11 protein-coding genes are annotated in these 15,455 nt (G+C 34.3%); 7 read left to right on the plus strand and 4 right to left on the minus strand.

From position 1 onward, the window contains the following. The first annotated feature begins 270 nt into the window (after positions 1-270). Positions 271-720 (plus strand): rhodanese-like domain-containing protein, encoded by a 450-nt coding sequence (locus K2F26_RS22475; RefSeq protein ID WP_194056204.1) that lies wholly within the window; start codon positions 271-273, stop codon positions 718-720. Between the two features lie 80 nt (positions 721-800). Here K2F26_RS22475 and K2F26_RS22480 read toward each other — a convergent pair whose 3' ends face one another. The 4 genes from K2F26_RS22480 to trpB all read right to left on the minus strand — a co-directional run bounded on the left by K2F26_RS22480 (position 801) and on the right by trpB (position 4,183). Next, positions 801-1,430, minus strand: coding sequence for a ribonuclease H-like domain-containing protein (locus tag K2F26_RS22480; protein WP_220609562.1), 630 nt, complete (start codon positions 1,428-1,430; stop codon positions 801-803). A 99-nt stretch (positions 1,431-1,529) separates the two neighbouring features. Continuing rightward, positions 1,530-2,075 carry a CAP domain-containing protein gene (locus K2F26_RS22485; protein WP_220609563.1) on the minus strand — a complete coding sequence of 182 codons (546 nt, stop codon included), beginning with the start codon at positions 2,073-2,075 and terminating at the stop codon, positions 1,530-1,532. Between the two features lie 341 nt (positions 2,076-2,416). Then, a complete protein-coding gene (locus tag K2F26_RS22490; protein ID WP_220609564.1) occupies positions 2,417-2,932 on the minus strand; it encodes a CAP domain-containing protein in 516 nt (171 codons plus the stop codon). Positions 2,933-2,941: 9 nt separating this feature from the next. Next, positions 2,942-4,183, minus strand: a complete 1,242-nt coding sequence (gene trpB, locus K2F26_RS22495) for a tryptophan synthase subunit beta (RefSeq protein WP_220611990.1) — start codon at positions 4,181-4,183, stop codon at positions 2,942-2,944. 745 nt (positions 4,184-4,928) lie between these two features. Here trpB and K2F26_RS22500 point away from each other — a divergent pair. The 6 genes from K2F26_RS22500 to fabG all read left to right on the plus strand — a co-directional run bounded on the left by K2F26_RS22500 (position 4,929) and on the right by fabG (position 15,387). Beyond that, the gene (locus K2F26_RS22500) at positions 4,929-5,777 is read left to right on the plus strand and encodes an alpha/beta fold hydrolase (protein WP_220609565.1); all 849 of its coding nucleotides are present in this window, start codon (positions 4,929-4,931) and stop codon (positions 5,775-5,777) included. Positions 5,778-5,956: 179 nt separating this feature from the next. Then, a complete protein-coding gene (hemJ, locus tag K2F26_RS22505; RefSeq protein WP_194056214.1) occupies positions 5,957-6,559 on the plus strand; it encodes a protoporphyrinogen oxidase HemJ in 603 nt (200 codons plus the stop codon). A gap of 174 nt (positions 6,560-6,733) precedes the next feature. Next, positions 6,734-7,606: a DUF6671 family protein gene (locus tag K2F26_RS22510; RefSeq protein WP_194056216.1), complete on the plus strand. Its 873-nt coding sequence runs from the start codon at positions 6,734-6,736 to the stop codon at positions 7,604-7,606. Between the two features lie 1,096 nt (positions 7,607-8,702). Further along, the gene (locus tag K2F26_RS22515) at positions 8,703-12,236 is read left to right on the plus strand and encodes a preprotein translocase subunit SecA (RefSeq protein ID WP_220609566.1); all 3,534 of its coding nucleotides are present in this window, start codon (positions 8,703-8,705) and stop codon (positions 12,234-12,236) included. Then, the gene (locus K2F26_RS22520; RefSeq protein ID WP_220609567.1) at positions 12,233-14,416 is read left to right on the plus strand and encodes a hypothetical protein; all 2,184 of its coding nucleotides are present in this window, start codon (positions 12,233-12,235) and stop codon (positions 14,414-14,416) included. Before K2F26_RS22515 ends, K2F26_RS22520 begins: the two co-directional genes overlap by 4 nt. A 230-nt stretch (positions 14,417-14,646) precedes the next feature. Beyond that, positions 14,647-15,387: a 3-oxoacyl-[acyl-carrier-protein] reductase gene (gene fabG, locus K2F26_RS22525; protein ID WP_194056221.1), complete on the plus strand. Its 741-nt coding sequence runs from the start codon at positions 14,647-14,649 to the stop codon at positions 15,385-15,387. Positions 15,388-15,455: the final 68 nt, after the last annotated feature.

Consider the following 15,455-nt stretch of genomic DNA (forward strand, 5'->3'; position numbering starts at 1 on the left):
GTATGATTTTGGTATTTTTTGAAAAAAAAATTGTATAAAATATAAATCAATTGTGGTGTTATACCGAAGTATCTGTACTGAAATATTACTGATGACAATATGAGGAATTGAATATATCTAAAGATAGATTTTTACAAGATTTATTCAGGATTTATTCAGGAAAATTTTTATATTTTCACACTCAAGCCAGACAAATTAACTAGACTTTGTTTGTTAATTTATTGTTGACTAAGTTGATTGAAATTGAATAGGTTAAAACGGATAAAACTTATGACTAATAATTTGATGGGTGGGATTATTCCTCAACAGCCACCCATAGAAGTAGAATCGGATGTTCATGTAGTTAAGTCTCGTTTAGAATGGGGCGAACCAGCATTTACAATTTTGGATGTCCGCGATCGCTCAACCTATAACCAAGGTCATATTATGGGGGCAATGCCTATGCCTATAGATGAACTAACAGATCGTGCAGAAATTTCTTTGCAAAAAAGCCGTGATATTTACGTTTACGGCACTGATGAGGGACAAACTGCTCAAGCTGCCCAAAAATTGCGTGCTGCGGGATTTTTACAGGTATCAGAATTAAAAGGTGGTTTGGGAGCATGGAAAGCAATTGGTGGACCAACAGAAGGTATCATTGAATCAAGAACTCCCGCAGGTGCAGATGATTACAATATTGTCTCTCGCATTCAAAATCATTTGAAAAATCAACAGAAGTGATTGGTGACTGGTGACTGGTGATTGGTGATTGGTGATTGGGTAGTAATTGGTAATTACGAATTACGAATTACGAATTACTCTTAATGTTCAAATAAATCTTTGAATTGTAATAAATCCAAAGAAACCAATGTTGGTAGAACTTGGAAACATTCTTGTGCTAGTTGCCAACGTTCTTCTCGTTGTAGCATTTGCGTTAGTTTTTGTTGAATGCTCAATAAGTAGCGGACATCATTAGCAGCGTAACTTAATTGATCCTCAGATAAATTAGCAGCATTCCCCCAATCAGAACTTTGAGAGCTTTTGTCTAGTTCTACTTGTTCTAATTCCTGTACTACATCTTTTAAACCATGACGGTTAGTGTAGGTGCGGGCTAACTTACTAGCAATTTTAGTACAAAAAACAGGCTGAACCTGAATGTTGAGATTGTAACGTAAAGTAGCAATGTCAAACCGCGCAAAGTGAAATACTTTGAGGATATGAGTTGCTTCCAACAGTTGTTTTAAGTTGGGAGCTTCTGTTTGTGCTTTAGCAATGCGGATAGCGGTGACTTTTCCTTCTGGGTTGCACAACTGAACGAGACACAAGCGATCGCGTTGTGGTAATAATCCCATTGTTTCCGTGTCCACAGCCAGAGCTTCAGATTTTAAATACTCCGAGAGGGTAGCAGCATCTATATCACCGTCACTAACCCGAAAATCATCTAATCTCATCAATCGTTCCCAAATGAATGATAGTGTCTATCAGTTAAATTACTGGATCAGACACTAATTTATTATTATGCAAATTGTGCAAAAAATCAGTAAGAGAATCTATTTGGTATTGATAAATATTTGTGTGAGATAAACTTCACCTTTGGCATTAGTAGCCACTCCCACCCCTGTCAATTTAAAATTTCCTTGAATATTCTTCAAATGTCCAGGACTGTTGAGCCAACCAATCACAGCTTGCTGTGCTGGATCACTATATCCCACGTTGAAAGCCACATTTTCGGCTGCATTGTCATATTTAAGAGGGATAGCTTTAACTCGTTGTTCCAATCCATGATGACTAAATTTCACTATACCATTAGCCATGTTCTGACTGTGAATTCTTGCTTGCTGAGTGATACTTGCATTTAAGGTGAGCTTTGATAATCCTTGAGAAACACGATATTGATTAATTTGCTCAAAAACTAATTTTTCTAAAGTAGCATTTTCAGAACCAAGATTCAAAATAGCGGCCTGACTAGAAGTATTAAATGACTGAGTGTGAACGATTTTTTGAGCAGCATTTTTATCGGTAACAGAATCAGTCATCAATCCACTAGCAAGGACAAGCGTACTTAAAGCCATGCCAAAAGCAGTTTGTCGGAACATAGAGAATTAGGTAGTGTATGGATTTATCAGACATATACTCTATCTTCTGATGTACAGAATAAGTACCAGGATACTGTCAAGTATTCGTGAACTGAAGAATTACAGTTTGATAACTTTAAAAAATCCAGTATCCAGTATATGCCTATGGTAGATGGTTCACCTCATAAAGTGTTATTGTCACTACATTTTTAGTAAAAAAAATATATAAAAAGTAGTATCCATTGACAGATGCAAAAATAATTGATAATTGATAATTGATAATTGAAATTATTGGTATTACGAAACCAAATAATCACCAATCACCAATCACCAATCACCAATCACCAATCAGTCACTAAAATTTATCTTGATGTGAGGAAAATTTGGGTGAAAAAAATTTGTCCTTTGCTATTACTCGCCACACCAATTCCTGTGAGGTTATAATTACCTCTAATGTTAGCTAGATGTCCTGAACTCTTTAACCAGCCTTGTACAGCGGTAGTTGCAGCATCTCTAGAACCTTGATTGTAAGCTACATTTTCCGCAACTCGACTGAAAGGAATACCAATCGCTCTGACTCGTGCTTGAAATCCATCATGACTAAAGAGAACTTTACCACTAGCCATGTTTTGACTGTGAATTTTTGCTTGCTCATCAATACGAGAATCACGAGTCAATAGGGGTAAATTTTGGGAGGATCGGTACTGGTTTATTTGTTGGAAAACCGCAGCTTCTATGGCAGCATTATTAACATTAGTTTGTGCTACTTTGTAGTTGTCATTGAATACAAAAGATTGACTGGGAGTAGAACTAGCCATCCCTCCATTGACTAAAACTAAGAAACCTGCACCAATAGCTGAAATAGTATTTCTCAACATGATTAATTATCAACCCTGAATTAAGAACTTGGCTGCTGTTTGCACATCCTTATCACCTCTACCAGAGCAGTTAATCACAATCCGGGGACTGCCTGTAAGTTGTGGACATAAAGTTTCTAAATAGGCGATCGCATGAGAAGTTTCTAAAGCAGGTATAATTCCTTCTAATCTCGATAGGCGTTGAAATGCCTCTAAAGCTTCAGCATCGGTAACACTATAATATTCAGCCCTACCAATATCCTTCATATAGCTGTGTTCTGGACCAACACCAGGATAATCCAAACCAGCACTAATAGAATGGGGTTCAATCACCTGTCCATCATTATCTTGTAACAGATAACTCATTGCCCCATGCAATACACCAACTTGTCCTTTTGTCAAGGTCGCGGCGTGTTTGCCAGTGTTCACACCTTCACCAGCAGCTTCTACACCTATTAACCGCACCGATGGTTCTTTAACAAACTCGTGAAAAAGTCCCATTGCATTAGAACCACCACCCACACAAGCCATGAGAATATCAGGTAAACCACCCCATTTTTCCATTGTTTGAGCGCGAGTTTCCTGGCCGATAACCGCGTGAAAATCCCGGACTATCATCGGGTAAGGATGGGGACCAGCCACAGAACCCAGGATATAATGAGTAGTTTCTACATTCGTTACCCAGTCGCGGATGGCTTCAGAAGTGGCATCTTTGAGAGTTCCCGTACCGGCAGCCACACCACGAACTTCCGCCCCCATCAAGCGCATTCTAAACACATTTAAGGATTGGCGTTCCATGTCGTGAACACCCATGTAAATAATACATTGCAAACCAAAACGAGCGCAAACGGTAGCTGTAGCTACTCCATGTTGTCCTGCACCGGTTTCAGCAATAATGCGCTGTTTACCCATGCGCTTGGCTAATAAAACTTGACCAAGGGCATTGTTAATTTTATGAGCGCCTGTATGATTTAAGTCTTCACGTTTTAAGTAAATTTGCGCTCCAGTGCCATCGGGACGGGCATAATGGGCGGTGAGTCTTTCAGCAAAGTATAAAGGGGTAGCGCGTCCTACGTAATCTCGCAGTAAACCTTGTAATTCGGTTTGAAAATCAGGATCATTACGGTATTGGTAATAAGCTGTTTCTAGTTCAGCTAAAGCCGGCATTAAAGTTTCAGGAACATATTTACCACCAAAGCGGCCAAAACGTCCTAAGCTATCGGGAACAGCAGCGGTTTGAGAGAAGTTGGGGGAAAGGGGAGTAGTAGTCACAGATTCGGTTAAATTAGAGAACACAGTTAATTGTAATTCTAGAACAATCTTCTTTTACAGCAGGAGTCAGTCGTAGGGGCAACCCCCTGTGGTTGCCCTCTTGAGTCAGGAGTTCAAGGAGTAAAACTAGCTTTTCTCGTTCCCATGTCAGAATCAGGTGGTTATCGAGCGACTTGTACTGAGCGAAGTCGAAGTAAGTTGAGATAATATCCAGGATTTAAGGATTTTCAGGATAAGAACGCAGATAAACGCGGATAAACGCAGATTGTCTGAATCAGGATATCCAGGATTTAAGGATTTTCAGGATAGAAGAAATTAAAAATAGGATATTTTCGCAAAATCAACCTATTTTATATTAAACTGCACATAATCATAAAATTAACCAAATCATCTGTATTTCATCTGCGTTTATCTGCGTTTATCTGCGTTCAATTAATAAAAATTAGCTATTCTCTGGTACTTGATTTTAAATTATTATTATCTATTTTCATCCTGAAAATCCTATAATCCTGGACATCCTGATTCAGACAAAATACCCCATCCTGAAAATCCTATAATCCTGGATATCCTGATTCAGACAAAAAATATTTAACTGTTTTATGATATTTTTCGATTGCTTATTTTATCAGGTTGTCAAATAAAAGTCAATCATCCCCTACTTCTTTTTTAGTCTTGACAATAAATGATAAATTGATGTTAGAAGTCGGGGATCTATATCATTGCATTTTCAGGATCGGAAAATAAAGTGTCAATTCAAGAACATAAAATAACAGTAAATTCCTTAGAATGGTATTATCGGGAAGCCCAACCCATTGGAAGAAGTGATTTATTGCCAGTAGTATTACTACACGGCATAGTTTCCCAAAGTTATAGCTTTCGCAATATTTTACCAGCTTTGGCAGCACAGGGAACAAGAGCGATCGCACCAGATTGGATAGGATACGGATTTTCTGGAAAACCAGAAAAACGCGATTTTGCTTACACTCCCGATGCATTTATCAAAGCTTTAGATGACTTTATTCAAGCTATAGAATTAGAAAAATTTTCCTTAGTTGTGCAAGGATTTTTAGGCTCAGTTGGTTTACAATACGCTTTGAGAAATCCTGAAAAAATCGCCAACATTGTCATTTTAAATGCTCCCATTTCTACATCTGCTAAATTACCTTGGAAAATTCAACAAATGGGTTTACCATTGGCAGGGGAAATGATGACACAAGATCCATTATTAGTGGATAGAACCTTAGAAGGTGGATGTCGTTACCGCATCGAAGATCAAGATTTAGATGTTTATAGAAAACCGTTCTTGAAAACTTCTGCATCTGGTCGCGCTTTACTATCAACAATCAGAAATTTGCAACTAGAAACAGCAATGAAAGAAATAGAACCAGGTTTTAAAGAATGGCAAAAACCAATTTTAGTACAATGGGGAATGATGGACCCTTGGTTATCTGTAGATATAGCCGAAAGTTTTGTGAAAAATGTTCCTGATGGGGACATAATTAAGTTAAATAATGTGGGACATTATCCCCAAGAACATTATCATGAAGTGATTTTACAAGACCTATTACCCTTTGTGCGTTGTAACAACAGGTGACAGGTGACAGGTGACAGGTGACAGGTGATAGGTGACAGTGATAGGTGACAGAAATAATTGATTACCAATTATCAATTACTAATTACTTCGATAATTTGCAACCTTGTCAACTATTGCCGTAACCTGATAATAAGAGTAAATACAATCATCTGTAAATTGACTAAGGTAGGTGACAATTCATGGCTTATTCGTGGTTTAAAGCCTTTCACATTATTGGTTTTGTCGTTTGGTTTGCAGGGTTATTTTACCTGGTGCGTTTGTTTATTTATCATGTAGAAGCAAACCAAGAACCAGAACCCGCAAAAACGATACTGAAAAATCAGTATCAACTGATGGAAAAACGTCTTTACCATATTATCACCATCCCCGGAATGATCGTCACCGTAGCGATGGCCATTGGTATTCTTTCCACTAACCCAGACTTGTTAAAAGAAACTTGGTTACATTTTAAATTAGGCTTTGTGGGTATTTTATTAATCTATCATCATTATTGTGGTAGATTAATGAAACAGTTAGCCGCCGATGAATGTAAGTGGAGTGGACAACAATTAAGGGCTTTAAATGAAGCACCGACTTTGTTATTAGTTGTCATTGTCATGTTGGCTATTTTCAAGAATAATCTACCCACAGATATTACTGCTTGGCTGATTTTTGGTTTAGTGATTTTCATGGCTGCTAGTATTCAGATGTATGCCAAAATTCGCAGACGCAATAAAGAAAAAATGTTGGCAGAAATGAATCAAGTTAATCAAAATAATCAAGTTCCCCAAGCGCAAAGTTAAGTTTTGAGGTGGGCAATGCCCACCATAAAAATGTAAGATTCAAGAGTCAGGAGTCAGTAGGGGCAAACCCCCTGTGGTTGCCCTCTCTCTTTATGTCTATGTTTCACCTTTGATTCTGTAACTGATTAATCTGCAATCTTCTGTAATATTATGTATCAGGGAGTCTCAACAGTAATGACAACGCAATTATTGAAAAATCTCTTTAATAACCGTGTGGCTGTGATCGCAACAATGCACCATAAAGAAAAAGTAATTGCCCCATTATTACAACAAGAATTAGGAATTAAAGTTATTGTACCACAGGATTTTAACACCGATGTTTTTGGCACATTTACCAGAGAAATAAAACGCCCAGATACACAAATTGCCACCGCGAAATTAAAAGCCCAAAAAGCTCTTGAGATGACAGGGGAAACTATAGCTATTGCTAGTGAAGGAAGTTTTGCACCTCATCCCAGTTTTCCTTATATTTATGCTAACAGAGAAATCATTGTTTTTTTAGATCAAGAAAAAGAATTAGAAATTGTTGGCGAGGTTTTTTCTACTGAAACTAACTTTAATCATCGAGTTATTAAGAATTTAGCCCAAGCAGAAGAATTTGCTGAAAAAGTCGGTTTCCCTGAACATGGTTTAGTGGTTTGGTTTGAAAAATCAAATCCTGAAAATCCTGAAATTATTAAAGGTATAACCACAAGAGAAAAATTACATAAAGCGGTGAATTTCGCGTTAAATAATTCCCCCGATGGTAATTTACATATAGAAACTGATATGCGGGCGCTTTATAATCCAATGCGGATGAAAAATATCGAAAAAGCTACCCAAGATTTGCTGAATAAAATTAATAGTTGTTGTCCACAATGTTCTACACCTGGATTTAGTATAACAGAAAAAATCAAAGGTTTACCTTGTGAAAGTTGCCATCAACCAACTTTATTAACTAAGGCTGTAATTTATCAATGTCGAAAATGTAATTTCATCGAGAAAAAATTATATCCTGATGGGAACAAGTTTGCAGATCCGGGATTATGTGAATATTGTAATCCTTGAATTACAACTAATAAATTATAACTGTTAAAAAATGGAAAATCAACAATTACCTTTTCCTGGGAGGAAAAGAATTATAAATATGTTTTTTCTTGCTTATCTTGGAAAGGATAGGTTTTAAACTGCAATCAAACAATTATCAATTATCAATTATCAATTATCAATTATCAATTGATATCTGAATAAAGCCCCCTCTTGAACGGTTAATAACAAGAAGGGGTTTGGAGCTAAAGTCCGGTAGGGTAATCGGGCTATTTAATATTTAATAATTATTAGCTATTTATCAAGTCCTCCTTTAGACAGATAAATTTTTAGAGAAAATTATCTGTTGGTATCATTAGATAAAAAATTGATAAAAAAAGCCCCCGCTGTCAGATATCAACGGGGGAATATTGTATTAAAGTTCGTCAGGTGATCGGAATATTTAATTATTTAGTATTTATTGTCTGTATCTTTATTCCTCCATTAGATAGAGAAATTTTGCAATATCTGTTTAAATTCGTCTATTAAAATACTAAATGTTACTTTTGGTAAGCTTTATTAGTACAGGAGTCTTGCTCAGACTCTCAACAATGTCATATCCAGATATGCAACTTTTTTGAGAAGTCTGGAAGCTATTTCCTGCCAATTTGCTGTATTTTAAATTTGACAATTCTATTTTAAAGACTCTCTAACTTTTTCAATTTGGTGATACAGCAGTTTCGAGGTAAATGAGGTACAAGGTTAACAGGCAGGATGCCTGTTCCACAAGGGTTTTATCATTAACATCTGTACCTCAGAATACGGAAAACTGCTGTATGCAAAAGAATTTATTTTCAATTCTTTCTGTATGATGTAGAGGCTACCCAGGATAAAATTGAGTATAGCTAATGTGTACATTGTACCTAACAAGCCATTTATTATTTGCACTTGGGAATTTTTTAAACGTTGTTGTGAACGTTTTTCCTTTCCCATTAATAATACTAAATAAAATTTTAGTGATAATGGGTAAACAAACTTTGTAACAAATTATGTATGCTGTTTGTATTTTAGCTAAAGTTATGATAATATCCCTAAAAGCAAAATAAAGTTTAAAAATATACTCACATTGCTCAGGGATATGCAAGAAATTTTAAAAAAATACTGTCAAAACCATCACGGACTATTGCTGTTAAGTATGCCAACAGGGTTTGGTAAAACTTACAATGTGTTTAATTTCATATATGAGAATTATCAAGAATTTGCTGAGAACAACAGAAAAATTATCTTTCTTACCAACCTCAAGAAAAATCTGGAAGTTAAGACGCTGAAGGAAATGTTTATCAAAAATGGTAATGAAGATGATTATGATCAATATGTTCTGTTTATAGACTCTAATTCTGAGACTGTAATTAAGAACTTAGTTGAGATTGATGATGAAATTCCTGATGAGTTTAAAAATAAAGACAGCTACAAAAATTTAAAGAACTATATAGAATTATATAATATTCCCAAACTTCCTAAAAAAGCTCAAGATAATTTTAAAGATAAAATTCGCAAAGACATTGAACGAGCATTTAGAGGAGATATACAAAAAATACTAAAAGAAAAATTCCCCAGCAAGGAAGCAAAATTACAAGCTATCAAAAATAATACAGACTATCAATGGATTGGTAAACTTTATCCAGCAGTGTTTACAGATGAGAAAACTGTTTTATTTTTGAGTATGGATAAGTTTATAGTCAAAAATTCCACATTAATTGAGCCTTCTTATTACTTTTATGAAAGATTGAGTCAAGGTCAATTCAAAAATTCACTTATTTTTATTGATGAATTTGATTCTACTAAAGAACGTATTCTCGATAAGATTATTGAATCAGGGTTACAGAGAAAAATAGATTTTATTGATTTATTTTTAAGTATTCATAATCATTTGGCAAAACTCACAGATTCTGAAGATTTAACTAAACCTTCAAAACATTGGGAGAAAAAACAAGCACAAGGTAAAAATTGGTTATCACCAAAAGAACAAATAAAAGATTTAAAGACAAAAGCTCAGGAAATATTCAAAAAATATAAATTACAATACATCTGTAAATCTGATCCAAAATCTTTTACTAGAAAAAGGAATTTTCTGTTTTATGATTACAAATTCCATAATGTTATAGACCTTAATAAAAGGATTGAAATTCATCAAGATTCAAGAAAAAGAACGAATTGGATTAAAGCAGTTGATTTTAAAGAAAATTCATCAGAAGTACAATCTGATAATATTTACAATATTTATTCATTACTGGCTGAAATAGCTGGTTTCTTGACATATTTTCAGAAAGGAGTTAGTAATTTAGCTGATAATTATCGGTGGTTAAAGAAGGAAAATAAAGGTATTGAGTTTGATTTTGAATTTGCTATAAAAAGTGTGCTTAATCATTTTTGCCAAGATGAGAAAGACGTAGATTTATTAACCAATAATATTTTAAATGACGAATTACCATACAAATTTGCATCAGAAAAACCTATTAGCAAACTTCAATGTTTTTATGATCGGGGATTTCGTTATTATGACATAGTTGATAGTGATGAACATGATACCTTATCGAAGATATATATGTTCAATTTTAATCATACACCAGAATCATTATTAGCGGAAGTTTGTTCTAAAGCGATGGTAGTAGGAATTTCTGCCACTGCTGGACTTGATACTAATATTGGCAATTATGATATTAAGTATTTAAAATCTCGCTTATCTGATTCATTTAAACAACTAGAACCATATGAAATGGAGGAGCTAAGAAACAAGTATTATCAAACAACTCAGGGATATGATCAAGTTGAGATAATACCTCACTTTATTCGTACAGAGTCACATAAGGATGCAATAAAACAGCTTCAAGAAATTTTGGACGATGAAGACTTAGCTAATTCTGTAGTTAATGGCTTATTGCGTGAGATTCAAGATAACACTAATAATGGTAATGATACAGAGGATAATAATAAGCAAATTGAATTTGCATTTTGTCGTTATGTAAAAGCGTTGACTGTATGGAAATATTTTATAGAACATCCTGAATGTCATAGTTTTCTTTGCTTTTTCAATAAACTTCCCAAGGATAATGATCCAACTTTTAATATTAAGACACTGAAAAAGTACGCGAAATATATACTAGATCCTGAACTTGATGAAAAACAAAAAGATAGTTATATAGAAAAAACTATAGTTCCTCTAACTAGCAACAATTTTGAGGAGACTAAAGAAAAAATTGCTAAGGATTTAAAAGATAACAAACGCCGTTTTATTATCTCTGCATACCAAACTATAGGAGTAGGGCAAAATTTACAATTTCCTATTCCTGCTAATTTAGCTTCAAAAATAATACCTATTAATAATAACAGAGAAAAAAGTGAAAATATAGATATTAATGGTATTTATTTAGATAACCCTACGAATTTACTTATTAATATTTACAACGAACAATTCAAGAATAATGATTCTGATTTTATCAAATACATTTTTCAATTAGAGTTTCTAAGAGCAAATAGAGACTTTTCAGGAATGACATTCAATATTAAGTTAAATGAGGCTTTTAAAAGATATGTGGGAATAGGTAAGTATGAGAAAAAACCGGGCGATATCAGCTTATATGATACACGAGGATATTCATATTTTCTGAATAAAGTAATTATGCAAGCAATAGGGAGAATATGTAGAACTAATATGAAATTTCCCACGATTCATATTTTGGCTGATGATGGTATTCGTAAACATTTAGCAGAATTTTCTTTACCTCAAGGTGTAATTCCAGTGCGTGAATATACTGCTCTTTTGAAAAAAGCTGCTACATCAAGTGAAAAATCTCAAGAGATTAAAGCAGCAGAAATTGATGCTGTCAATAGAAGTGAAGTCAGTGCTGCTTACATTATCAGTACACTTGAGAAAACATGGAATGCTCAAAGTGTAAAAGAATGGAAAGAGTTAAGACAGCAAGTTCTTTACCATCCTACTCTTATTCAAGAATTTGAATGTGATCACAAATGGCATAATATTTATGTTAAATTACCTCAACCTGGTAATTCCTATTATTTTTCACAGGAAAATGATTATAAAAAAATAGAGGTTTTCTTTAATAATGAATACGGCAAGAAAAAAGTTAGAACAGTAGGTAAAAACGATGCTCGTCTTACAGAATTAATGAGAATAGATATTCTTAGGGAATTATTTATTAATTGTGGTTATGCAATGCAATTTCCTGAATCTGAACTCATTATCACACCTCCAATTTTTAATAATATTTATAAAGGTGCATTAGGGGAAGTATGTGGTGAACATATTTTGAAAACCTGGTTAAATATTTCTTTATCAGAATTGGATGCTAAGGAGTTTGAACGTTTTGATTTTAAAATAAAGCCAAATATTTATATAGACTTTAAACTATGGAAAGATACAGTTATAGTAGAATCTGATCCCCAAATTGATAAGATTCGTAAAAAAATGCAGGAGGTGAAAGCAGCAAGAGTTTATATAATTAATATACTTGGTAGTTCAGATAGAGAGTTTAAACCAATTATTTCAGATCACGGAAAAATAATTGAAGTACCGTATCTGTGCAAAAATAATCAAGTTGATAATCAAGCAATTGAATTTATATCCAACAGTTTCAAGGAGCTTTCAAAATGAATATTCTTACAAATCGTGTAAAAATCACTTTTCATATTGATGCTATCAAACAAGATTTTGCATTTATTAGATTCAAACGAGACTACGATGGAAAGTGGTGGGGTGCAGAAGAAATAGATCGTATTATTGGTGATGATTATCAAGCCATGTCCGTTGGCTATGCTACATTTGCTTATGCTATGTTTGAAAGAAAATCAAACAATATTTATCAGTTGGAAAATAGACTAAATAATAATTCTAAATTTACCAAAGTAGTAGCAATTGAGGTACAACCAGAAGCAATTTATAGCGGAAATAATGAATGTATATGTGAAGTGAGTCTGGCACGCTTATTAATTAATTCTTTAGGTTCATCACGTTCAAAACATAAGCATCTTCATTTCTCTAATCTTACTGGATCATTACTTAGAGTTCCCTTATTTACAGAGAGACTTTTGAAATCAATTGCAGTAGCTGAAATTAGTATTGATCGTATTCCTGCGGAACAAGATGAGTTTTTATTAAATGTTAGTTTTGCTAACTATAGAAAAAAAGGAGTAATTTTAAACGAATATAAAGGTGAGGAACTAGCAAAAATTTTGAAAAGACCAGAATATATTATTTATGATGGTACAAACCCACCGTCTCTAAAAAGGTGGCTTCCTTCTTCTCCTAAAGAAAAATCAGATCCGAACAAATCTTATATCCAATGTCGTGAAAAAGGCACGAAACGTCATGTTGATTTTCTGAGTTTTCGTAGTCGTAGAGATTTTGACGGTAGCCCTGCGGGTATTTTACACAATGTAATGAATAACATTGAAAAGAACCTATCGAAATACATGACTGTTGAATTTTGTAGTCGTGAAATAGATATTGATATCCCACTCGATACAAGATTAATGAATGATTCTGAAAAAATTAAGGAATTACTTGATGGGGAGAGAATACATATAATAGATAAAGTTGATAGTGAAGAATCTCATGAATTAGTAGCTCAGTTAAAACAGTTTTTATATCCTTGTTATATCACTGATGAAAAGTTGATTACAGATTCTCGGAAAATAGAGAAAAAACCCGCTTTAAATTTGAGAATTATTCATGATGAGTCTTATTACCAAGAAAATAAACTCACAGATCAATATAAAAAATCTGATCATCAAATACAACGTCAAAATATTACCCTAGAATCCTATAGACAATCAGATGAAAAAGGATGGAAAAATATTGTCAAAACAAGTATTAAAGAATTACTTATCAAACGTGATCTTCGTGCTGAAAAAATAACTTTGTTTGATTGGTGTAAACTCAACACCACAGGAGATTGGACTTTTGCGGCTTGGGATCAAGAAGAAAATGAGGCACAAAGTCATGTTGTGTTTATGAAAATTAAACCAAATGGAGAGTTTACATTTCATACAAAAGAAAAGATTAGTCTATGGAACTGGCAGGAATTTGAAAAATATAAACAATTTATGATAGATAGCAATTCTGCAGAGAACAAGAAAATTAGGAATTTGGAAGGATTAGTTATCTCTGATACTGGTGAAATCAATCAGATATTTAGAACTGATGAAATTTCTCTTCCTAATCTTCCTGAAATTGCACAAATTCTGGATGAATTGGAAAGTGAACTTCTTGAAAATCAACGTACTGCAAATGATTTAGCTGATATAGTGGAGGAGTTTTTACAAGTATCATCTGAACTTGATCAGGAAAAGTTTAATCTATTTTCAGAAGAACTCAGGGAAAGAGGAAGTGAAACTATATCAAAAGCATATTTATATTCTTTAATTGGCCAATATTTAGGAACAAAAAGGAAACAGAAAGATAAAGAAATTAATGTTAGTATCACCAAAGAAGCTATTAGTTTTAGGGATTACCTTTTAGAAAAGCATCAAATTAGGTTAAAGTTTCCCCAAGATAATCAAACTAAAGATGATTTATTTGATCCTTATTTTAATATTAAATATTTTGAACAAACTGAAAACCTGGCTTATTATTGTGTTGGTAGCAGAAAAGAACAGTTACAATTTTCCTTTAAAGATGCTTGTCATCTGCGCCAAATAGTAGCAGTAAATGGATCAAAGTTAATATTCAAAGAACTACTACCAACTATGGATGTTGACTTTGTTCGTACTGGACAAAGTACAGTTATTCCTTTCCCATTTAAGTATATTCGGGAAGATCTCAATCTTAGGTAAGGTAAATAACTAGGATAATGGTTAGTTGATAGAAGATTAAATATCTAATGCTATCCTGAAAATCCTATAATCCTGGACATCCTGATTCAGACAACTTTATCTGCGTTTATCTGCATTAAATTACTTTTTGACCTATTAACCTCAACGGCTGAGAATCGGAAACTAAATACTTAAATCATCCCCAAATCACCATAAAATAATTAACGCGGTATTTTCCAGAGAAAAATTCAATGACATTATTACAAAACCAAGTCGCCATTGTTACAGGAGCATCCAGAGGTATTGGACGTGCGATCGCTCTCCAACTAGCATCCCAAGGCGCAAAAGTTGTAGTCAACTACGCCAGTTCCAGCACCGCAGCAGAACAAGTAGTAGCAGAAATTACAGCAGCAGGAGGAGAAGCGATCGCCCTCCAAGCAGATGTTTCCCAAGCAGATCAAGTAGATACACTGATCAACACAACCATAGAAAAATTTAACCGCATTGATATCTTAGTCAACAATGCAGGTATTACCCGCGATACATTGTTATTAAGAATGAAACTAGAAGACTGGCAAGCTGTTATAGACCTCAACTTAACAGGTGTATTTTTATGTACAAAAACCGTCAGTAAAATCATGCTCAAACAACGTTCTGGCAGAATTATCAACATTGCGTCTGTATCCGGACAAATGGGCAATCCAGGACAGGCAAACTACAGCGCCGCCAAAGCAGGTGTGATTGGTTTTACCAAAACCGTCGCCAAAGAACTAGCTACCCGTGGTATCACCGTTAACGCCGTAGCACCAGGCTTTATCAAAACTGACATGACCAGCGATATCAAAGCTGATAACATATTACAATTTATTCCCTTGGGGCGGTTTGGTGAACCAGAAGAAATTGCTGGTATGGTGAGGTTTTTAGCAGCTGATCCCGCCGCAGCTTACATTACAGGTCAAGTCTTTAACGTCGATGGTGGGATGGTTATGTAAAGAAGGTGACAGGTGACAGGTGACAGTTAAGAGGGAATAGGGAATAGGAAATAGAAAAATCTTCATTC

It is taken from the genome of Sphaerospermopsis torques-reginae ITEP-024 (assembly GCF_019598945.1).
In the GTDB taxonomy this organism is placed as follows: Bacteria; Cyanobacteriota; Cyanobacteriia; order Cyanobacteriales; family Nostocaceae; genus Sphaerospermopsis.